Here is a 19,566-nt window from a genome sequence, read left to right as displayed (position 1 = left end):
ATGAGCCAATTCAAGGCCGTGATGCACGGCATCTACACCCAGCTGCGCAGCATCGGGATGATCTTCTCCCACAGCTGGCGCCCGCGCGACACCATCAGCTACCCCGAGGTGAAGCCGTATATTCCGCCCCGCTACCGCGGCCGCATCGTGCTGACGCGCGATCCGGACGGCGAAGAGCGCTGCGTCGCCTGCAACCTCTGCGCGGTGGCCTGCCCGGTGGGCTGCATCTCGCTGCAGAAGGGCGAGAAGCAGGACGGCCGCTGGTACCCGGAGTTCTTCCGCATCAACTTCTCGCGCTGCATCTTCTGCGGCCTCTGCGAAGAGGCCTGCCCGACCAACGCGATCCAGCTGACGCCGGACTACGAGATGGGCGAGTACAACCGCCAGAACCTGGTGTACGAGAAGGAGCACCTGCTGATCAGCGGGCCCGGCAAGTACCCGGACTACAACTTCTACCGCGTGGCCGGCATGGCCATCAAGGGCAAGGACAAGGGCGAGGCTCTCAACGAGGAAGCCCCGGTCGACATCAAGAGCCTGCTGCCGTAAGCAGCGCCGGATAGTAGATAGTAGTTTGTAGATAGTAGAGAAACGCCAATGGCCGCTTTGTACGAGGACTTGGTGGTTTGGCAGAAGGCGATGGCGCTGACAAGGGAGGTCTACTTGCTCGCCAAATGCCTGCCCGACGATGAGCGGTTTGGTCTGATTTCGCAGTTGCGACGTTGCGCGGTCTCAGTGCCAAGCAACATCGCGGAAGGACAAGGCAAAGCCAGTTCAGGTGAATTCAGAAACCACCTCGGGCATGCCAGAGGATCGCTGTATGAGTTGCAAACGCAGTTGAGGTTGACAGTGGAACTAGGCTACGTGAGTACTGCAAGGGCGGATGGGGTCCGGGAACAGGCCACGGAAGTGGCGCGGCTGTTGAACGCCCTGATGAATTCGTTGAAGTAAAGCCTCCAACTACTATCTACCAACTACTATCCACTATCTAGAACGACGATCTCCCAAAATGGAATTGCTCTTCTACACCGCCGCCGCCATCGCACTGCTCTCGACCGCCCTGGTCGTGACCAGTCCGAACCCGGTGCATGCCCTGCTCTACCTGGTGCTGTCGCTGCTGGCCGTGGCCACCACCTTCTTCACGCTGGGCGCGCCGTTCGCCGGCGTGCTGCAGGTGATCGTCTACGCCGGCGCCATCCTGGTGCTGTTCGTGTTCGTGGTGATGATGCTCAACCTGGGCCGCCGCACCACCGAGCAGGAGCGCATCTGGCTGTCGCCCGTGGCGGCGGCCGGCCCCGCGATCCTGGCCGCCGTCCTGCTGTTCATGCTCGGCCGCGTGATCATGCCGGACACCAGCCTCACCCCCGCAGGCCTGAAGACGGTGGATGCCAAGGCCGTCGGCATCGCCCTCTACGGTCCCTACCTGCTGGCGGTGGAACTGGCCTCGATGCTGCTGATGGCCGGTCTGGTCGCCGCCTACCACCTGGGCAAGTCCGAACAATGACGCCCCACTCCATTCCCATGGAGCACGCGCTCCTCCTCGCCGCGATCCTGTTCGCGATGGGCCTCTGCGGCCTGGTCCTGCGCCGCAACATCATCTTCATGCTGATGTCGATCGAAGTGATGATGAATGCCACTGGCCTCGCCTTCATCACCGCCGGCAGCCGCTGGATGCAGCCCGACGGCCAGGTGATGTTCATCCTGGTGCTGACGCTGGCCGCGGCCGAGGCCTGCGTCGGCCTGGCCCTGGTGATCCAGCTGTACAAGCGCTTCGGCACGCTGGACATCGACGCCGCCAGCCAGATGAAGGGTTAAAAGGATGATGAACTACCTGCCCCTCGTCTTCGTCGCCCCGCTGCTGGGCTTCCTGGTGTTGGCGCTGTCGCGCAGCCGCATGTCCGAGAACCTGGCGGCCTTCATCGGCGTCGGCAGCGTCGGCATCTCGGCGCTGACCACCGCCACCGCCATCTGGCAGTTCAGCGCCGCGCCGCCGGAAGGCGGCTTCGTCACGGTCCACCTGTGGACCTGGATGAGCGTGGGCAACTTCGCCCCCAGCTTCACGCTGCACGTGGATGCCCTGTCGCTGACCATGATGTCGGTCATCACCGGCGTGGGCTTCTTCATCCACCTGTTCGCGTCCTGGTACATGCGTGGTGACGAAGCCTACCCGCGCTTCTTCTCCTACATGAACCTGTTCGTGGCCAGCATGCTGTTCCTGGTGCTGGGCGACAACCTGCTGTTCCTGTACTTCGGCTGGGAAGGCGTGGGCCTGGCGTCCTACCTGCTGATCGGTTTCTGGTACAAGGACCCGGCCAACGGCGCCGCCGCGCGCAAGGCCTTTGTCATCACCCGCGTGGGCGACACGCTGATGGCCATTGCCCTGTTCATCCTCTACCGCGAGTTCGGCACGCTGAACATCAAGGAACTGGCCGTCATCGCCCCCACGCAGTGGGCGGTGGGCTCGACCCTGGCCACGGCCACCTGCCTGCTGCTGCTCGGCGGCGCGGTGGGCAAGTCGGCGCAGCTGCCGCTGCAGACCTGGCTGCCGGACGCCATGGCCGGCCCCACCCCGGTCTCGGCGCTGATCCACGCCGCGACCATGGTCACCGCGGGCGTCTACCTGATCGCCCGCATGAACGACCTGTTCGCGCTGTCGCCGTTCGCGCTGCACATGGTGGGCGTCATCGGCGCCATCACCCTGCTGCTGGCCGGCTTCACCGCGCTGATGCAGACCGACATCAAGAAGATCCTGGCCTACTCCACCATGAGCCAGATCGGCTACATGTTCCTGGCCGAGGGCGTCGGCGCCTACCAGCCGGCCGTGTTCCACCTGATGACGCACGCCTTCTTCAAGGCGCTGCTGTTCCTCTCGGCGGGCTCGGTGATCCTGGCGATGCACCACGAGCAGGACATCTTCAAGATGGGCGGCCTGCGCAAGCGCATCCCCTTCGTGTTCTGGTGCATGATGATCGGCACCCTGGCGCTGGTGGCCATGTGGCCCTTCGCCGGCTACTACTCGAAGGACGAGATCCTTCACCAGGCCTACCTGACCGGCAACCACGGTCTCTGGCTGGCCGGCCTGTTCGGCGCCTTCCTGACCGCGGTCTACAGCTTCCGCCTGATCTTCATCGTGTTCTTCGGCCCGGAGCGTTTCGACGCCCATCACCATGAACCGCACGGCGCACACAGCGTGGACCACCACATCCCGCTGGCCGTGCTGCTGGTGCTGTCGATCATCGGTGGCTTCATCCACCTGCCGCTGGACAGCGTGCTGCCGCAGGCCGCGATCCACCACGATCCGAACGAACCCTGGATCATCGTGCACCTGCCGCTGGTGGTGACCCTGGTCGGCATCCTCGTGTCCTGGTTCCTGTTCCTCAAGCGCCCGCAGATCCCGGCAAGCCTGGCCTCCGGCGGGCTGGCCCCGATCGGCAAGCTGTGGAAGAGCGCCTGGGGCTTCGACTGGCTCTACGACCGCCTGTTCGTGAAGCCCTTCGTCTGGGCTGCCGAGGTCAACAAGAACGACGTCGTCGACTCGATCATCAACGTGATCCCGGCGACCCTGCGCGGCCTGAACACGGCCCTGGTGCGCACCCAGACCGGCGGCCTGCGCTGGTATGCGGCGGTGGCCGGTGCCGGCACCTGCCTGTTGATCGCCCTCGTGGCCTTCCACTGATCCGGACATAGGGAACGATCACAATGGTTCTGGTCTGGCTGATTCTCATCCCCTTCATCGGCGGCCTGTTGAGCTGGCAGTCCGAGCGCTGGTCGCTCGGCGTCCCTCGCTGGATCGCTTTCTTCACCATGCTGACCTCGCTGGTGATCTCGCTGTGGCTCTGGGCCACCGGCGACTTCTCCATCACCGGCACCGGCTTCCAGGCCGTGGCCGGCGCCGCGCCGCAGTGGAGCGTCGAGTTCCGCGCCGCCTGGATTCCCAGCCTGGGCATCAGCCTGCACCTGGGCATGGACGGCCTGTCCCTGCTGCTGGTGGTGCTGACCAACCTGCTGGGCCTGATGGCCGTCATCTGCTCCTGGCGTGAGATCGACAAATACGTCGGCTTTTTCCACCTGAACCTGCTGTGGAACCTGGGCGGCGTGGTCGGCGTGTTCCTGGCGCTGGACATGTTCCTGTTCTTCTTCTTCTGGGAAATGATGCTGGTGCCGATGTTCTTCCTGATCGCGCTCTGGGGGCACAACATCCCCGGCGGCAAGGGTCGGGTCTACGCGGCCGTGAAGTTCTTCATCTTCACCCAGGCCTCCGGCTTCCTGATGCTGCTGGCGATCCTGGCCATGGTGTTCCTGCACCACAAGGCGACCGGCGTGATCAGCTTCGACTACCACGATCTGCTCAATACGCCGATGAGCAAGGAGATCGCCTGGCTGCTGATGCTCGGCTTCTTCATCGCCTTCGCCGTGAAGACGCCGCTGGTACCGCTGCATACCTGGCTGCCGGACGCACACTCGCAGGCGCCCACGGCCGGCTCGGTGGACCTGGCGGGCATCCTGCTGAAGACCGCGGCCTACGGCCTGCTGCGTTTCGGCATCCCGTTCTTCCCCGAGGCCTCGCGCGAGTTCGCCCCCATCGCCATGTGGCTGGGCGTGTTCACCGTGGTCTACGGCGCGGTGGTGGCCTTCTCGCAGACCGACATCAAGCGCCTGATCGCCTACACCAGCGTCTCGCACATGGGCTTCGTCATCATCGGCATCTACGCCGGCACCGAGCAGGCCCTGCAGGGCGTGGTGGTGCAGATGATCGCCCACGGCCTGTCGGCGGGTGCCCTGTTCATCCTCTGCGGCGAGCTGTACGAGCGCCTGCATACCCGCGACCTGCGCCAGATGGGCGGCCTATGGGCCCGATTCCCCTACCTGCCGCCGATCATGCTGTTCTTCTCGGCCGCCTCGCTGGGCCTGCCGGGTCTGGGCAACTTCGTCGGCGAGATCCTGATCCTGATGGGCACGTTCACGGTGGCGCCGCTGATCGCCATCCTGGCCTCGTCGGGCCTGATCCTGGCGGCGGTGTACTCGCTGATCGTCGTGCAGCGGGCTTTCCACGGCGCGCCGCGCGAGGAAGGCAAGCTGGAAGACCTGAACCACCGTGAGCTGGCGATGATGCTGGTGCTGATGCTGCTGATGCTCGGCCTGGGCCTCTACCCGCAGCCGGTGATCGACGCCGCGCACGCGCCCGTGCAGGCGGTGCACCACATCTACTCCGGCGCCGCCGCCAGCGGAGCGACCACGCCATGACCTCCCAACAAATCATCGCGCTGCTGCCCTTCCTCGTCCTCACCGCCACCATCGTGGTAGTGATGCTGGCGATCTCGGTCCGCCGCCACCATCGCATCACCGCCTTCCTGTCGGTGGTCGGCCTCAACCTGACCCTGCTGTCGCTGCTGCCGACCTGGCTGGCCGACGCCGGCCCGGTGCAGGTCACCCCGCTGATGGTGATGGACGGGCTGGCGAGCTTCTACATGGCGCTGGTGCTGGTGGCCACCCTGGGCGTGATGACGCTGTGCCACGCTTACTTCGAGGGCTACAACAAAGGCGACCGCGAAGAGATCTACCTGCTGATCCTGCTCGGCGCGCTCGGTGGCCTGACCCTGGCCTGCGCCAACCATGCCGCCACGCTGCTGCTCGGCCTGGAACTGCTGAGCCTGCCGATGGTGGCGGGCGTGGCCTACGCCACCACCGACCGCCGCGCGGTCGAGGGCGGTGCCAAGTACCTGGTGCTGTCGGCCGGCGCCTCCGCCACCCTGCTGTTCGGCCTGGCCCTGATCTACGCCGACACCGGCGCGCTGGACCTGAAGTCGCTGGCCACGATCCTGGTCAACGCCAACGTCGGCCAGCCACTGGTGCTGGCGGGCGCGGCGATGCTCCTGGCCGGCCTGGCCTTCAAGCTGTCGATCGTGCCCTTCCACCAGTGGACCCCGGACGTCTACGAGGCCGCTCCGGCCCCGGTGACGGCCTACCTGGCCACCGTGGTCAAGGCCGGCGTGCTGGCTGCCGCCCTGCGCCTGTTCCACGCCGCCGGTGCCGCCCCCTCGCCGCTGGTGGTCAAGGCCCTGACTATCCTGGCCCTGGCCTCGATGATCGTCGGCAGCCTGCTGGCCCTGCGCCAAGACAACCTCAAGCGCCTGCTGGCCTACTCGTCCATCGCCCACTTCGGCTTCCTGCTGATCGTGCTGGTGGCGCCGGGCGACCGCTCGCTGGAGGCCGCCGGCGTCTACATGGCGACCTACCTGATCACCTCGCTGGGCGTGTTCGGCGTGATCGCGCTGGTCTCCAGCCCGGCCGGCGAGCGCGACCGCGAGAAGCTTTCCGAGTACCAGGGCCTGTTCTGGCAGCGTCCCTACGTAGTGTCGATCTTCACCGCCATGATGCTGTCCCTGGCCGGCATCCCGCTGACGGCCGGCTTCATCGGCAAGTTCGTGGCCATCGCCGTGGGTGTCGAGTCCGAGCTCTGGCTGCTGGTCAGCGGCATCGTGCTGGGCAGCGCCATCGGCATCTACTACTACCTGCGCGTCATCAGTGCCCTGTTCGTGCCGATGCCTGGCTACGAGCGCGTCAGCGAGTCCATGAGCTGGGCCCAGTCGGCCGGCGGCGTGATGCTGCTGCTGGCGATGCTGCTGATGCTGGCGATGGGCGTCTACCCGGAGCCGTTGTTCCTGCTGGCGCGTCCGTAGTACCGTCCGTTCATGCGTATCTCCTGCCACAAGGCCATTACCGAGCCGGCAGGCCCCTGATCTTCAGCGGGCCGCCGGCCCGGAACTTGCGTTGGGAAACTCCATGAGTCTGTTCAGAACCAAGCACATCGTTCCCACCGCCGACACCGAGCTGAAGCGCTGCCTCAGCGCCACCGACCTGCTGCTGCTGGGCATCGGCTGCATCATCGGCACCGGCATCTTCGTGCTGACCGGCATCACCGCCGCCACCACCAGCGGCCCGGCGATCATCCTGTCCTTCGTGGTCTCGGGCCTGGCCTGCGCCTTCGCCGCCCTGTCCTACTCCGAACTGGCCTCCAGCTACGGCGGCTGCGGCAGCGCCTACGGCTATGCCTATGCCTCGCTGGGCGAGTTCATCGCCTGGATCATCGGCTGGGACCTGGTGCTGGAGTACGCCCTGGCCACCGCCACCGTCGCGGTAGGCTGGTCGCGCTACTTCGGCCGCGGCATGGAGATCGTCGGCATCAACCTGCCCGAGACCCTGATGAAGGCCCCGGCCGATGGCGGCCTGGTGAACCTGCCGGCGGTGCTGATCGTGCTGGTGCTGTCGGTACTGCTGGCCGTGGGCGTCAAGGAAAGCGCGCGCTTCAATTCGGGCATCGTGTTCCTGAAGCTGTTCACGCTGCTGGTGTTCATCGTAGTGGCGGCTGGCAAGGTCGACACCGCCAACTGGACCCCGTTCATGCCCTTCGGCTGGAATGGGGTGATGGCCGGCGCGGCCGTGATCTTCTTCGCTTACATCGGCTTCGACGCGGTCTCCACCGCCGCCGAGGAAGCACGCAACCCGCAGCGCGACATCCCCATCGGCATCCTCGGTAGCCTCGCCGTCTGCACGGTGCTGTACATCATCGTCTCGGCCCTGCTGACCGGCATCGTGCCCTACGCCAGCCTCAACACCGCCTCGCCGATGGCCGACGCCCTGCGCGCCCACGGCATCGGCTGGGGCCTGAAGCTGGTCACCGCCGGCGCCATCGCCGGCCTCACCACCGTGATGCTGGTGCTGTACTTCGGCCTGACCCGCGTGTTCCTGGCGATGTCGCGCGACGGCCTGCTGCCGCCGGTGTTCTCCGCCGTGAACACCAGGACCCAGACGCCGGTGCGCATCATCATGATCAGTGGCGTCGGCATCGCGCTGACCGCCGGCTTCACGCCGATCAACGAGCTGGCGGAGCTGGTCAACATCGGCACGCTGGGCGCCTTCGCCCTGGTCTGCGCCGGCGTGATCGTGCTGCGCAAGCGCCTGCCGAACCTGCCGCGTCCGTTCAAGATTCCCTTCGGCCCGGTGATCCCGGCGCTGGGCATCATCTTCTGCGTTTACCTGATGCTGAGCCTGCCGCTGGTGACCTGGCTGCGCTTCGGCAGCTGGCTGCTGGTGGGCATCGCGATCTACTTCCTGTACTCGCGCAGCCACAGCCACCTGGCCCGAGCCTCCTGAGGACGCCGGTCACTACCGATGAGCCTGCCGGAACATATCCATAGCCGCACGCCGCGGCGCGGTGTCCTGCTGGTCAACCTCGGCACGCCCGACGCGCCGACGGCACCCGCGATCCGCCGCTACCTGCGCGAGTTCCTCAGCGACCGTCGCGTGGTGGAGTTCAGCCGCCTGTTCTGGCTGCCGGTGCTGCACCTGTTCATCCTGCCGCTGCGGCCGCTGAAGCTGAAGCACGCCTACGAGTCGGTCTGGACCCCGCAGGGCTCGCCCCTGATGGCCTTCTCCAAGCGCCAGCAGGCGGCGCTGCAGGCCGCCCTGGGGCCCGAGGTGCCGGTGGCCCTGGCGATGCGCTACGGCAATCCGTCGATCGCCGATGCGCTCAACGCACTGGGCCGCCAGGACGTGCGCCGCATCGTGGTGCTGCCGCTGTATCCGCAGTACTCGGCCACCACCACGGCCACGGTGCTGGACAAGCTGTTCGAGCTGCTGCGCGCCTGGCGCTGGCTGCCGGAGCTGCGCACCGTCAACCAGTACCACGACGATGCCGGCTATATCGGCGCGCTGGCGCAGAGCGTCGAGACCCACTGGCAGGCACAGGGCCGCGGCGAGCACCTGCTGATGTCCTTCCACTCGATCCCGCTGAGCTACTTCAAGGCCGGCGATCCCTACTTCTGCCACTGCCATAAGACCGCCCGCCTGCTGGCGGAGCGCCTGGGCCTGGCGGAGGGCCAGTGGTCGGTGAGCTTCCAGAGCCGCCTGGGCCGCACGCCCTGGCTGCAGCCCTACACCGAGCCGCACGTGCAGCAACTGGCCAAGAAAGGCCTGCGCAAGCTCGACGTGATCTGCCCCGGCTTCTCCGCCGACTGCCTGGAGACCCTGGAGGAGATCGCGCTGCGCTACGGCGAGAGCTTCCGCAAGGCCGGTGGCGAAGCGCTGCGCTACATCCCCGCCCTCAACGACGAGCCAGCCCACATCGAAGCACTGAAGGCGCTGGTGCAGCGGGAACTGCAGGGCTGGGACTATCCGCCGGAGGGCGAGCTGGAACTGCAGGCGCGCGTGGAACGCGCCGACCGGATCGGACGCAAGGACTGAAGGCACTGCGGAGCGCCAACGAGAAAGGCCGGCGAATGCCGGCCTTTCTCGTTTTGCGTCGGGAGCCGCCTGGGAAGTCTGTGATTCGTTGCCGTTCGCCCTGAGCTTGTCGAAGGTGGGCGGCAACTCATTGACGGACCTGGCGGGAAGTCCGCCCATGCTTCGATACTTCGACAGGCTCAGGACTTCATCACGAGCGGACTTCTTCAGAGGTTCCCTAGCGATTGACCGTGCGCTCCCAGGTCTGCAGGTAGGCTTCGGCGGAGTTGTACAGGTCCGTGACCGCCTGCTGGCCGCCCTCCAGGCGCACCTCCTCCACCCAGTCGGCGATCATGCCGTACTGCGCCAGGCCCTCGGCATTGATGTCGAAGACGCGGTTGCCTTCGGGCACCTGGGACTGGTCGAACACGATCGGCTGCACGCGCGCGAACTGCGGACCCCAGCCCGGGCCGCGGAACAGCGTGAAGGGATAGCGCACCGGCTCGGCGTCCGCCCCGCGCGGGCCCGACTGCGCGGCCAGGCCGTTGGTGTCGGCGCCGTAGCCCATCGCGAACAGGTAGCGGTCGTCCTTCAGCGGGCGCAGCTTGTTGAGCTGCTCGGTGAACTGCCGGCCGTTGCCCTTGGAGGGATACAGCAGGCCGCCGCCCTGCAGCAGGCGGTGCGCCTGGGTCATGCTGATGCCGCCGTGGCCGCCGTGAGTGGAGACCAGCGGGTAGACCGGCGAACGCTGGTCGGCCATGTCCAGCAGCTCGCTCTTCATCTTCAGCTCGAGATGGTCCACCTCGATGATGACCTTCTTGTCCATCATGCGCTCGAAGGCATAGTGGCCCAGCTCGGTCATCGAGCGCGCATTGCACTGCGGCTTGGACGGGTACAGCGGCAGCAGGCCCTGCGTCAGGTTGTGCAGCAGGCCGGTCAGCGGGTCCAGCGGCGCAGGCAGCGAGGTGGTCATGTGCGCGCCGGCACCGTAGAAGTAGTCGTCCTCGGGGCAGTCGTAGGTCGCCCAGAAGCTGCCGGTGTCCAGGAAGTTGCCGAAGTTCAGGATCAGGCCGTCGAAGATGCCGTTGCCGCCGAGGCCGTTGTCGAACTCGTGCAGCGGGAACATCTGGCGCACGCCCAGGTCGGTCAGGCGGTTGAGCTGGGTGTCGATCTCCTCGTTGTCGCAGCTGGCGACCTCGAACAGCCCACCCGGCTGCAGCACCTTGCAGTTGAACAGGTGCGAGATCTCGATGCCGAGCACCACCGCCAGCTTGCCCTCGTTGATCACGTGGCGGGCTTCCTGCGGCGAAGTCACGATGCGGAACCAGCCCTTGCCGGGGCCGCCTTCCTGGGCGTCGATGTAGCCCTCCAGGTCGCGCATGAACTGCACCTGCTTCACCGCGCTTTCCATCTCGTTGCAGTACTGCGGCGAGGGAATCTCGCTGACTTCCTGCACCAGGTCGCCGATATCCAGGTTCAGTACGTTGGCGGTGTTGACCAGCGACTGCAGGCGGCACAGCACCTCGTTCTCGACCAGGTCGTTGACCATGATGCGCATGCCGGCGAGCCAGGCGCGCTCGATCCACTTGTAGTACATCGCCTCGTGCATCAGCGAGTCGCGCGCCGGCCAGTCGATGAAGCTGGGCCATCCCTGCGTGTCGTGCGTGGCCAGCGGGCTGCCGGCGCCGCCCATCAGGTTGCCGACCAGGTCCAGCGCGCCATTGGGGCCGTGCTGCGTGGCGCAGTTGCCCAGGGCCTCGGTGACGCCGAAGCGGTGGAAGGGACGGCCGTAGTGCCCGCCGCCGAGGAAGTGGGTGGCGCTGACGTGCGCATGCACCTCGGCGAAGCCCAGCACCGGCTGGTCCACGCCCTGGCCCTTAAAGGCGGTGCCGCTGGCGTCCGTGCGGATCTCCGGGAAGGGCTTGCAGCCGCGCGCCGGGACGAAGTCGAACTTCGCCGGGGCCGAGGCCAGCGTGAGCGCACCGCTGGCGGCGTCCACCGACAGGAAGCGCTCGGCGCTGGAGGAGTACAGGGTGAAGTCGCCGGCCGCATCGGTGTCGATGGTCCAGTCCGCCGACTCGCCCGGCCGGGTCGCGCTGCCGACCGTGGTGCCGGCTACGGCCATCATCGACTCGTTGTCGGAGAACAGCAGGTACTTGCCCAGGGCGGTGGGCTTCATGAAGAAGGGCGTGGCCTTGGAGGCGTCCGCGCTGGCGGCATAGCGGCCGTCACCGTCGCGCAGGGCATGGCGCCCGCTTTCGACGGCCTGCAGGCTGTAGCAGGCGTTGGCCATGTCGTAGCGCGTCACCGGCGCGCCGCGCGGTGCGGCGGCCCCGGCGTCCACCGGCTTGCTTGAACCGCAGCCCGACATACCCAGCATGGCGACCAGCGCCACGCCTCCGAGAATGCGCTTCAGCATGTCCCTCTCCCTTTAGTTTTTATCAACGCGCGAAGCTAACCAAAGCGGAGTGCCTTGGGGGCTACGGGCGTTAGTAAATATGGCCCGTGCCGGTCGGCGGCCATGCCCGCTATGCTGCGCGCCATGAACCGCTCAGCCCTCGTCTTCATCGCCCTCGGCGCCGCCATCCTGGCCGGCCTGTTCCTGCTGCTGCGTCCGGACTCCGGCGCGCCCGACGCCACGGCGCCGTCGGTGGCCGCGGTGGCGCAGGACCCCGCGATCACGCCGCCACCTGGCGCCCTGCCCGGCGAACCCGGCCCGGTGCCGCCAGGCTCCGAGCCCCTGCCCGCCGAGCCGGCCATGACCGCGGAATGGGTGGTGCGCCAGGGCCGGCGTGAATCGGGCCCCGCCGTGGTGGTGCTGAAGGCCGGCGACGAGGTGGAACTGCGCGTGACCAGCGACAGCAACGACGAGCTGCACCTGCACGGCTACGACCTGTCCCTGCCGCTGCGTGCCGGGCAGACCGGCAGCCTGCGCTTCCGCGCACAGCACAGCGGCCGCTTCGAACTGGAGTTGCACCACCGCCACCTGGAACTGGCGGCGCTGGAAGTGCGCCCGCAATAACACGGGGCGGTCTCCGAGGGGCGGCAGAGGGTCTACAATGCCCGCCCCGATGGACCACCCTGCGTCACTGCTGTCCCCTCTCCCCGGCCTGCCGGCCCTGGAGACCCCGCTTGCCCGCGAAGGCCATGTCTTCGTGCAGGGCGCAACGATGCGCGGGCTGCTGGAAGCCGCCGGCGGCCTCGCCGACTGGGACCGCTTCGCCGCCAGCTGGAGCGACCTGGCGCTGGATTCCCACATGGCCGATGGCGGCCGCTACCGGCGGCGACGGCACGCGGTGTATGCCGCAGCGGCGACGGGCCCCATCCAGCGCCAGCCGCACCAGCCGCACTACCAGAGCCTGGACTACAACCGCCTCAACGGCGGCATCGCCCGCTGGTTCGAGCCGATCCTGCCGGAGACCGGAGGCGCCTGCCTCGACACCCTGCTGGGCTTCTGCCGCGACCTGTTCGGCCGGCTCTCGCCGCAAGTGGCGCGCTGGCATATCGAGGCCCACCAGTTCCGCATCGAGGCACGCAACGACGAGGCCGGCCAGCCGACGCCCGAGGGCGTGCACCGCGACGGCGTCGACTGGGTGCTGGTGCTGCTGGTGCGCCGGCACAACATCGCCAGCGGCGTCACCACCATCCACCGCCCCGACGGCAGCGCCCTGGGCAGCTTCACGCTGACGGCGCCCTGCGACGCCACGCTGATCGACGACAACCGCGTCTACCACGGCGTGACCGCCGTGCAGCCGCTGGACCCGGCGCAGCCGGCCCACCGTGACGTGCTGGTGCTGACCTTCCGGCGCGAGGCCTGAGGGTCGCCCCCACGAGTTCATCAGGGATCGTAGCCCGTTTTGCCGCCGGCAAGCCGGGGCACAAGCTCCAGGCTGCGCCCTGGCTTGCCGGCGACAGCCCGGCCAGAGGTCGCCGGCACGCCGGCTCCTACAGGGCGGCGGTCACCTGGGCTACCAGCAAGGCGCGTATCGCTGCCGCGTCCAACCCGAGCGCTTCGGCCTCGTCTTCCGCCATCGCGTCGGCGCAGCGCTCCAGCGTGAACAGCAGCAGTGCGTCCTGCTCGCGCGAGCGCGGCGGATCACCCGCGGCGGCGCGCAGCCGCGCCAGCAGTTCGAACTGGCGGCGGCGCTGCCCGCGGTAGAACTCGCGCACCACCGGGTCGGCGGCGGTGAGCATGCGCAGGCTGGCCCGCAGGCCGCTCCAGCGCCGGTGATGCGCCAGCGTCAGCTCGACGATGCGTGCCGCGCGCTGCGAAGCGTCGCCCGGCAACTCCAGTGCCGCGCTCACCTCCTGCCATTCACGGTCCACCCACTCGGCGTAGGCCGCCAGGAAGATTTCACGCTTGTCGCGGAAGTGCTTGTAGAAGGTGCCGGGCGCATAGCCCGCCGCACGCGACAGGCGGTTGGAGTCCGTGCCTTCGTAGCCCAGCCGGTTGAACTCCTCGGCCGCCGCCGCCACCAGGCGCCGGCGCGTGTCCTCCGGCGCGCCGCGCCGCGGCCGGGGTGGGCGCTGCACCGGATCGGCCGGGCTCATGCCGGCAGCTCCTCGAGAAAGGGCAGCAACTCGGCCAGGAAGGCCGGCGGATCCTCGGCGAAGGGCATGTGGCCGGTGTCGAACTCGACGTAGCGTGCCCCGGCAATGGCGGCGCGGGCCTGACGCCCCTCCACGCTGGGGCGCGAGACCGGGTCGTGCCGCCCCCAGGCCAGCAGCGTCGGGCAGTGGATGCCGCGTGCCTCGACCATGACACTGCTGGCGTCCTGCGCGAAGCTGCGCCACAGCGCGGCATGGGCCGCCAGGGTCTGAGGGCGCGCGTGGTCGCGGTCGAAGCGCTGCAGGATCGCCTCGGTATGGCCGTTGCGGCGGCGCAGGTAGGCGCGCGCGAACCAGCGGCCGGTGTGCCGCCGCACCCACTCGCGCCCCTGCACCCGGCAGAAGCCTCGGGTCACCGCGTTCATCGGCGTGAAGCCGCCCGAGGACACCAGCACCAGCCCGCGCACGCGCTGCGGCTGGCGGGCCGCCAGCCGGGCCGCCGCCATGCCGCCGACGCTGTTGCCGAGGAAGATGGCGCGCTCCAGGCCCAGGGCCGCCACCGCGTCCTCCAGGACCTGCGCCAGCAGCGTCGCGCTGAGCGAGGCGGCGGGTTGCGGTGCCGGCGACTCGCCGAAGCCGGGCCAGTCCAGCGCGATGACCCGGTGCCGGGCCGCGAGCTCCGGCAGGATCGCGTCGAAATCGTGGTGGTCGTGCCCGGCCGAGTGCAGCAGCACCAGGGGGCTGCCGCTGCCCTGCTCGGCATAGGCCAGGGCTCCCGCCCGGGTCTGGATCTGCTTCATGTGTGGGCCCCGGTCATGATGTTAGTGATATTACTATCATCAATATGGTGGAACGACAAGCTCGAAGATTCACCAGGCCGGAGAGACGCGAGTCGCGATGCGGCGGCCAACCATGGCTACCGGCTTCCGCGACTCGCGTCGCTCCCACAACAGCCGTCTTGCCTGGATCTCAGCCCGCCAGGGGCGGCGGCGATCCGGCGAACAGGGCCTTGAGGGCGCCGTCGGTGTAGTCCAGGGCCAGGGTGGAAGTGGCGATGAACCTGGTGCTGCTGATCTTCCAGCCGCCGCCTTCCTTGCGGTACTCGTCCTCGTAGTAGCCGGCAAGCTGGGTCAGGCTCTTGGCCTGCGTGTTGACCAGGAAGTAGTGCAGGCTCCAGGTACCGCGGGCACGGGTGGCGTCCAGCACCTCGATCTGCGGGTTGGCGCCGTGGTGCATCTCCACCATGTGCGGATGGCAGCCGACATCCTTGAACAACTGCACCAGGGTGTCGGCATTGTCGAAAGTGCCGACCACGCCGTAGTCGATGTGCAGCTTGCCGTCGACGAAGCAGCCGCGCATGGCGACGGTGTCCTTGCGATCGCAGGCGAACAGGTAGCGCGCCTTGAGCGTGCGAATCGCTTCGGCGTCTTCCAGCTTCTGCAGGCGGCGTTCGAGGGCCTGGGTGTCCATGACTGCTCCTTGGGGCGGTGGATGCCGGGCAGTTCAACGCAGTCCCGGCCCGGGCGAATCCTCCGTTCGGCTGAAGCCCCATCGCGCCGGGTGCTGGCGCGATGGGGCCCGGCTCAATGCATGCGCGGCAAGGTCTGCGAATGCAGGCCGCTCTCGCGGGAGATGTCGCTGAGCGCCGCGCCGAGGTTCCTGCGGTCGGAGGCGGCGCAAGCCAGGTCGGCCAGGGCGACGATGCCGACCAGGCGCTTGTCCCGGTTGAGCACCGGCAGGCGGCGCACCTGGATGTCGCCCATGTTGCGCACCACATGCTCGGCGTCCTCGTCCTCGTAGCAGTATTTCACCTCGCTGCTCATCACCTGGCTGACGCGGGCCTCCGGCCCCAGCCCTGCGGCGATGCCGCGAATTGCAATGTCGCGGTCGGTGATCATGCCCACCAGGCGGTCACCCTGGCGCACGGGCAGCGCGCCGGCGTCGATATCGGCCATCAGGGTGGCGGTGTCCCGCAGGCTCATGTCGGGCATGGCCACGCAAACGTCCTGGCTCATGCATTCGCTGACTTTCATGGTTCTGTCGCTCCGGTTGGCGGTCGGCACGTCCCTGCCCCCAGGCACGGGATGCCGTCCAGAAACGGCTTCGCCGCCAAGCTGGCGGCGGAAAGCTCCCTGCAGATAGGAACCCCTGTGCGGAAGGAGAGTTCCCCTGAGCAAGCGGACTCTAGTCCGAACAGGGGAAGCACCCTTACCTTGGCAGCCCGTACCGTCTTCGCCAAAGTTCCTGCCGGGTACGGGGCCGCCGTGGTCCCGCCCCTGCAGCACAAAGCCGCAGTCCCGCTACAAACCGGCATCCTGTCCGGAGAGCGGAGACCCGCGGCACCCAGTCTGTTGTGGGGGAGACGGGATGAAGAAGCTCAGGCAGGTGTTCTTTGCGCTGCTCGCCGTGGCAGCCATTGGTGTGCTGGTGTTCCTGCTGCGCATGACGCAAAGCGTGGATGCCGATCTGCACCGCTCGCGCCTGGAACGCATCCAGGTGGTCGGCAACCTCGACGTGCTGCTCAACCGCCAGTTCACCGGCTCGCGCGTGTCCTCGCTGGCCGACTCCGTCACCGACCGCTCCGGCACTACCGGCCAGCTCGACACCGCGCTGAACGCGCTGGACAAGGACGTGGGCGCCCTGCGTGGCCTGACGCCCGAGATCGACAAGGCCCTGGACGCCTTCCTCGACACCATCGAGAGCAAATTCGAGCTGGCCTTCGACTCCGAGGCGCGCAACACCCTGCTGACGCAGCGCCTGATCAACAGCATGGACGCCGTGCCGACCTACGCCGATGCCGTGACCACGGCGGCAACCGACGCTCAGCGCGAGGAGGTCCGCAACCTGACGATGCAGGTCAAGACCGAGATCGTGAACTTCGGCGTAACGCCGACGCCGCCGGCCGCCGCTGCCGGCAACATCCGCGCGCTGCTGGAGCAACTGCAGGCCATGGCCCCGCCGACCCCGCCGCCGGCCCCGGTGGCCGAGGGCGAGCCACAGTTCGAACCGGAAGACCCGCCGTTCACCAAGGCCGTGAAGGGCCTGCGTGACCGCAGCGAGGAAGTGATCGCCGACAAGACCGAGCTGGTGGCCAAGCTGCGCGACTTCCTCGACCGCCCCACCGGTGCGCAGCTGCAGGCCCTGGAACAGGCCTACATGGCCTGGCACGAAAGCCAGGTCGCCGTCGCCAACCAGTACCGGACCTACCTGGCCGCCTACGCCGCGGCACTGCTGCTGGTGCTGGCCTTCCTCGGTTTCAGGCTGGCCCGCTCCTTCCGCGAGATCGACCGCGCCAACGCCGACCTGTCGCATGCCAACGAGCACCTGGAAGAACAGGTGACCGCCCGTACCAAGGACCTCAGCACCGCGCTGCAGGACCTGCGCGCCTCGCAGGCGCAGCTGGTGCAATCCGAGAAGATGGCTTCGCTGGGTACGATGGTGGCCGGCGTCGCCCACGAGATCAACACGCCCCTGGGCTATGCCCGCAGCAACACCGAGATCGTGCGCAACTCGCTGGACGACCTGCGCGGCCTGATCACGGCGCAGGACAAGGCGCTGACGCTGATGACCTCGCAGAACGCGTCCGACGAGGAAGTGGCCGGCGCCCTGGGAGAGGCCGAGGGCCTGCGCGCCACGCTGAACCCCGCCGAGACCATGGAAGACCTGGGCAACCTGCTCAAGGACACCGATTTCGGCCTGGTGCAGATCGCCGACCTGGTGTCCTCGCTGAAGGACTTCTCGCGCGTGGACCGCTCGCGCACCGACCTGTTCGACATCAACTCGGGCATCGACTCGGCGCTGAAGATCGCCAATAACCTGCTGAAGACCCGTATCGAGGTGGTGCGCCAGTTCGGCGAACTGCCGCAGGTGGAATGCTCGCCCTCGCAGCTGAACCAGGTGTTCCTGAACCTGTTCACCAACGCGGCCCAGGCGATCGAGGGCGAGGGCAAGATCTACATCCACACCACGGCCGAGACCGACGGTGTGGTCGTGCGCATCCTGGACACGGGCTGCGGCATGACCGAGGAAGTGCGTGCCCGTATCTTCGAGCCCTTCTTCACCACCAAGGCGGTGGGCAAGGGCACGGGCCTGGGCCTGTCGATCGTGTTCCGCATCATCGAGGAGCACGGCGGCCGCATCGACGTGCGCTCCACGGTCGGCAAGGGCAGTGAATTTGTAGTCCGTTTGCCATTGAAGCAGAAGCGCCACAGCGGCGACACTGCCGGCAGCGCGGCACCGGAACTCGCCGCAGCATGAGTCGAGCCAGGGATACCTGGCCAGTTCGTAGTCGAGGAGTCAGTTTCACATGGATGATGTAGCCCCCGCCAAAGCCCGCGTGCTGTTCGTCGACGACGAGCCCCGCGTCCTGACCACGATGCGGATGCTGTTCCGCAGCCGCTACGAGGTGTTCTTCGCGGAAAGCGGCCAGGCGGCGCTGGACCTGCTCAAGACCCAGCCGGTGGACGTGATCGTCAGCGACCAGCGCATGCCCGGCATGACCGGCATCGAGATGCTGCGCGCTGCGCGGGACCTGAACCCCAACGCGATGCGCATCCTGCTGACCGGATACTCCGACCTCAACGCCATCATCGGCTCGATCAACGAAGGCGAGATCTTCCGCTTCGTCAACAAGCCGTGGATGAACGATGACCTGAGCACCACGGTCGCCCGTGCCGTGGCCGCCGCCAAGGCCAGCATGGCCGCCGCGGCCGCCGCCGCACCAGCCAGCACCGAGAACGCCGACAGTGCATCCGTGCAGCCCGGCGCCGACGCCGCCGGCGTGCTGGTGATGGACGACGACCCGCGCGTGCCGCCGCAGATCCAGACCATCCTGGGCCCGACCTTCAAGGTCTACGGCGCTACCTCGATGAACGAGGCCGTGGAGCAGCTGGAAAAGAACCAGATCGGCGTGGTGATCTCCGACACCCGCGTGCAGGATCACCCGGTGGTGAGCCTGATCGGCACGCTCAAGCAGCACCACCCCGAGCTGGTCTCGGTGATCCTCACCGACCGCGCCGACGCCGGCAGCGCCATCGAGCTGATCAATCAGGGCCAGATCTACCGCTTCATCACCAAGCCGATCCACGACAGCCAGTGCAAGATCGCGGTGAACTCCGCCGTGCGCCAGCACCAGCGCCTGGCCGCCAGCCCGGTACTGCAGCAGCGCTACGAGGTGGAAGCGCCAGCCGTCCCGCCCCCGGTCGCGGCCGGTGGCACGGGGCTGCTGGACCGGGTGAAGTCGCTGCGGAGCTGGGTGCGGCGCCTGGGTAGCTGAGCGCTCGCGCCCGGCCTCACTGGGGATCGCGGGGTCCCGCATGGAGGTGCGAATGCTTAAGAAAGGGGCACGCTTCCTGCTGACCTCGCCGATACCGGCTAGCGCACTCACGCACTGGCATGCGCCCTTCACCGGCGGCCATAAAGTTACCATCCCGGCTGGCACGATCATCGTTGTCGATATCGACCAAGCTGAAGGCGCTCCGGGCGTCTCGTGCATTCCTGAAAATTACGAAGAACTTCACACCGCACTTATTCCGGAGGAAGACCGGAGGGCCGAGAAGTATGGTGGTTTCAGCCTGGTCGTCCTCTTGGCCGATATGCGAGCACATGGGCAAGCTGTGTAGGCAACTGCTCATGATTCAAGCCGGCCCATCTTCATCGATCGAAGTGCGTTGGGGCCGGAGCATGGATGAGTTTTCGGAAGCCTTCACGCTTCGACAAGCTCAGTGCGAACGGTTGGGTTAATACTTCAATCAAAAGAAAAAAGCCCCGCGACAGGCGGGGCTTTTTGCGGGAGCTGCT

The 19,566-nt window shown here is 67.4% G+C and carries 19 protein-coding genes; 14 read left to right on the top strand and 5 right to left on the bottom strand.

The window, feature by feature from the left end:
• The 9 genes from nuoI to hemH all read left to right on the top strand — a co-directional run bounded on the left by nuoI (position 1) and on the right by hemH (position 9,240).
• Entirely contained in the window at positions 1-546 is a 546-nt protein-coding gene (gene nuoI / locus QT386_RS14175) for an NADH-quinone oxidoreductase subunit NuoI (RefSeq protein ID WP_289274433.1), read from the top strand.
• A gap of 48 nt (positions 547-594) precedes the next feature.
• Positions 595-948, top strand: a complete 354-nt coding sequence (locus QT386_RS14170; protein WP_289274432.1) for a four helix bundle protein — start codon at positions 595-597, stop codon at positions 946-948.
• A gap of 58 nt (positions 949-1,006) precedes the next feature.
• A complete protein-coding gene (nuoJ, locus tag QT386_RS14165) occupies positions 1,007-1,501 on the top strand; it encodes an NADH-quinone oxidoreductase subunit J (protein ID WP_289274431.1) in 495 nt (164 codons plus the stop codon).
• Positions 1,498-1,812, top strand: coding sequence for an NADH-quinone oxidoreductase subunit NuoK (nuoK, locus tag QT386_RS14160; protein ID WP_289274430.1), 315 nt, complete (start codon positions 1,498-1,500; stop codon positions 1,810-1,812). Before nuoJ ends, nuoK begins: the two co-directional genes overlap by 4 nt.
• 7 nt (positions 1,813-1,819) lie before the next feature.
• The gene (nuoL, locus tag QT386_RS14155; RefSeq protein ID WP_289274429.1) at positions 1,820-3,673 is read left to right on the top strand and encodes an NADH-quinone oxidoreductase subunit L; all 1,854 of its coding nucleotides are present in this window, start codon (positions 1,820-1,822) and stop codon (positions 3,671-3,673) included.
• 23 nt (positions 3,674-3,696) lie between these two features.
• Positions 3,697-5,241: an NADH-quinone oxidoreductase subunit M gene (nuoM, locus tag QT386_RS14150; protein ID WP_289274428.1), complete on the top strand. Its 1,545-nt coding sequence runs from the start codon at positions 3,697-3,699 to the stop codon at positions 5,239-5,241.
• Positions 5,238-6,677, top strand: coding sequence for an NADH-quinone oxidoreductase subunit NuoN (gene nuoN / locus QT386_RS14145; protein ID WP_289274427.1), 1,440 nt, complete (start codon positions 5,238-5,240; stop codon positions 6,675-6,677). Before nuoM ends, nuoN begins: the two co-directional genes overlap by 4 nt.
• Before the next feature lie 103 nt (positions 6,678-6,780).
• Positions 6,781-8,151 (top strand): amino acid permease, encoded by a 1,371-nt coding sequence (locus QT386_RS14140; protein ID WP_289274426.1) that lies wholly within the window; start codon positions 6,781-6,783, stop codon positions 8,149-8,151.
• Between the two features lie 18 nt (positions 8,152-8,169).
• Entirely contained in the window at positions 8,170-9,240 is a 1,071-nt protein-coding gene (gene hemH, locus QT386_RS14135) for a ferrochelatase (RefSeq protein WP_289274425.1), read from the top strand.
• A 217-nt stretch (positions 9,241-9,457) separates the two neighbouring features.
• Here the strand turns inward: hemH and QT386_RS14130 are convergent, their stop codons facing one another.
• Positions 9,458-11,638 carry a hypothetical protein gene (locus QT386_RS14130; protein WP_289274424.1) on the bottom strand — a complete coding sequence of 727 codons (2,181 nt, stop codon included), beginning with the start codon at positions 11,636-11,638 and terminating at the stop codon, positions 9,458-9,460.
• A 123-nt stretch (positions 11,639-11,761) separates the two neighbouring features.
• Here QT386_RS14130 and QT386_RS14125 point away from each other — a divergent pair, with 123 nt between their 5' ends.
• Together QT386_RS14125 and QT386_RS14120 are read left to right on the top strand one after the other, a co-directional pair.
• Positions 11,762-12,241 carry a hypothetical protein gene (locus QT386_RS14125; protein WP_289274423.1) on the top strand — a complete coding sequence of 160 codons (480 nt, stop codon included), beginning with the start codon at positions 11,762-11,764 and terminating at the stop codon, positions 12,239-12,241.
• 37 nt (positions 12,242-12,278) lie between these two features.
• Entirely contained in the window at positions 12,279-13,037 is a 759-nt protein-coding gene (locus QT386_RS14120; protein ID WP_289274422.1) for a 2OG-Fe dioxygenase family protein, read from the top strand.
• Positions 13,038-13,164: 127 nt separating this feature from the next.
• Here the strand turns inward: QT386_RS14120 and QT386_RS14115 are convergent, their stop codons facing one another.
• The 4 genes from QT386_RS14115 to QT386_RS14100 all read right to left on the bottom strand — a co-directional run bounded on the left by QT386_RS14115 (position 13,165) and on the right by QT386_RS14100 (position 15,800).
• Entirely contained in the window at positions 13,165-13,770 is a 606-nt protein-coding gene (locus QT386_RS14115) for a TetR/AcrR family transcriptional regulator (protein ID WP_289274421.1), read from the bottom strand.
• Positions 13,767-14,567: an alpha/beta fold hydrolase gene (locus QT386_RS14110; RefSeq protein WP_289274420.1), complete on the bottom strand. Its 801-nt coding sequence runs from the start codon at positions 14,565-14,567 to the stop codon at positions 13,767-13,769. Before QT386_RS14110 ends, QT386_RS14115 begins: the two co-directional genes overlap by 4 nt.
• A 169-nt stretch (positions 14,568-14,736) precedes the next feature.
• Positions 14,737-15,237 (bottom strand): nuclear transport factor 2 family protein, encoded by a 501-nt coding sequence (locus QT386_RS14105; protein ID WP_289274419.1) that lies wholly within the window; start codon positions 15,235-15,237, stop codon positions 14,737-14,739.
• Between the two features lie 113 nt (positions 15,238-15,350).
• Positions 15,351-15,800 carry a CBS domain-containing protein gene (locus QT386_RS14100; protein WP_289274418.1) on the bottom strand — a complete coding sequence of 150 codons (450 nt, stop codon included), beginning with the start codon at positions 15,798-15,800 and terminating at the stop codon, positions 15,351-15,353.
• Positions 15,801-16,134: 334 nt separating this feature from the next.
• On the opposite strand from QT386_RS14100, the gene QT386_RS14095 reads away from it, so the two are divergent.
• Genes QT386_RS14095 through QT386_RS14085 form a run of 3 tightly spaced genes read left to right on the top strand, consistent with a single transcriptional unit; the run spans position 16,135 to position 19,388 of the window.
• Positions 16,135-18,024, top strand: coding sequence for a DAHL domain-containing protein (locus tag QT386_RS14095; protein WP_289274417.1), 1,890 nt, complete (start codon positions 16,135-16,137; stop codon positions 18,022-18,024).
• Between the two features lie 49 nt (positions 18,025-18,073).
• A complete protein-coding gene (locus QT386_RS14090) occupies positions 18,074-19,042 on the top strand; it encodes a response regulator (RefSeq protein WP_289274416.1) in 969 nt (322 codons plus the stop codon).
• Positions 19,043-19,094: 52 nt separating this feature from the next.
• Positions 19,095-19,388, top strand: a complete 294-nt coding sequence (locus QT386_RS14085) for a hypothetical protein (RefSeq protein ID WP_289274415.1) — start codon at positions 19,095-19,097, stop codon at positions 19,386-19,388.
• Positions 19,389-19,566 lie beyond the last annotated feature (178 nt).

The organism is Solimonas sp. SE-A11 (assembly GCF_030345715.1).
In the GTDB taxonomy this organism is placed as follows: Bacteria; Pseudomonadota; Gammaproteobacteria; order Nevskiales; family Nevskiaceae; genus Solimonas_A.
This window is presented reverse-complemented; position numbering and strand designations above follow the sequence as displayed.

Excerpts from the sequence above, each read along its gene's own strand:
- QT386_RS14100 (WP_289274418.1), bottom strand. The coding sequence starts at position 15,800 with ATGAAAGTCAGCGAATGCATGAGCCAGGACGTTTGCGTGGCCATGCCC.
- QT386_RS14125 (WP_289274423.1), top strand. The coding sequence starts at position 11,762 with ATGAACCGCTCAGCCCTCGTCTTCATCGCCCTCGGCGCCGCCATCCTG.
- QT386_RS14130 (WP_289274424.1), bottom strand. The coding sequence starts at position 11,638 with ATGCTGAAGCGCATTCTCGGAGGCGTGGCGCTGGTCGCCATGCTGGGT.
- nuoI (WP_289274433.1), top strand. The coding sequence starts at position 1 with ATGAGCCAATTCAAGGCCGTGATGCACGGCATCTACACCCAGCTGCGC.
- QT386_RS14105 (WP_289274419.1), bottom strand. The coding sequence starts at position 15,237 with ATGGACACCCAGGCCCTCGAACGCCGCCTGCAGAAGCTGGAAGACGCC.
- QT386_RS14090 (WP_289274416.1), top strand. The coding sequence starts at position 18,074 with ATGGATGATGTAGCCCCCGCCAAAGCCCGCGTGCTGTTCGTCGACGAC.
- nuoL (WP_289274429.1), top strand. The coding sequence starts at position 1,820 with ATGAACTACCTGCCCCTCGTCTTCGTCGCCCCGCTGCTGGGCTTCCTG.
- nuoK (WP_289274430.1), top strand. The coding sequence starts at position 1,498 with ATGACGCCCCACTCCATTCCCATGGAGCACGCGCTCCTCCTCGCCGCG.
- nuoJ (WP_289274431.1), top strand. The coding sequence starts at position 1,007 with ATGGAATTGCTCTTCTACACCGCCGCCGCCATCGCACTGCTCTCGACC.
- nuoN (WP_289274427.1), top strand. The coding sequence starts at position 5,238 with ATGACCTCCCAACAAATCATCGCGCTGCTGCCCTTCCTCGTCCTCACC.
- hemH (WP_289274425.1), top strand. The coding sequence starts at position 8,170 with ATGAGCCTGCCGGAACATATCCATAGCCGCACGCCGCGGCGCGGTGTC.
- QT386_RS14110 (WP_289274420.1), bottom strand. The coding sequence starts at position 14,567 with ATGAAGCAGATCCAGACCCGGGCGGGAGCCCTGGCCTATGCCGAGCAG.
- QT386_RS14085 (WP_289274415.1), top strand. The coding sequence starts at position 19,095 with ATGCTTAAGAAAGGGGCACGCTTCCTGCTGACCTCGCCGATACCGGCT.
- QT386_RS14095 (WP_289274417.1), top strand. The coding sequence starts at position 16,135 with ATGAAGAAGCTCAGGCAGGTGTTCTTTGCGCTGCTCGCCGTGGCAGCC.
- QT386_RS14170 (WP_289274432.1), top strand. The coding sequence starts at position 595 with ATGGCCGCTTTGTACGAGGACTTGGTGGTTTGGCAGAAGGCGATGGCG.
- QT386_RS14140 (WP_289274426.1), top strand. The coding sequence starts at position 6,781 with ATGAGTCTGTTCAGAACCAAGCACATCGTTCCCACCGCCGACACCGAG.
- QT386_RS14115 (WP_289274421.1), bottom strand. The coding sequence starts at position 13,770 with ATGAGCCCGGCCGATCCGGTGCAGCGCCCACCCCGGCCGCGGCGCGGC.
- QT386_RS14120 (WP_289274422.1), top strand. The coding sequence starts at position 12,279 with ATGCCCGCCCCGATGGACCACCCTGCGTCACTGCTGTCCCCTCTCCCC.
- nuoM (WP_289274428.1), top strand. The coding sequence starts at position 3,697 with ATGGTTCTGGTCTGGCTGATTCTCATCCCCTTCATCGGCGGCCTGTTG.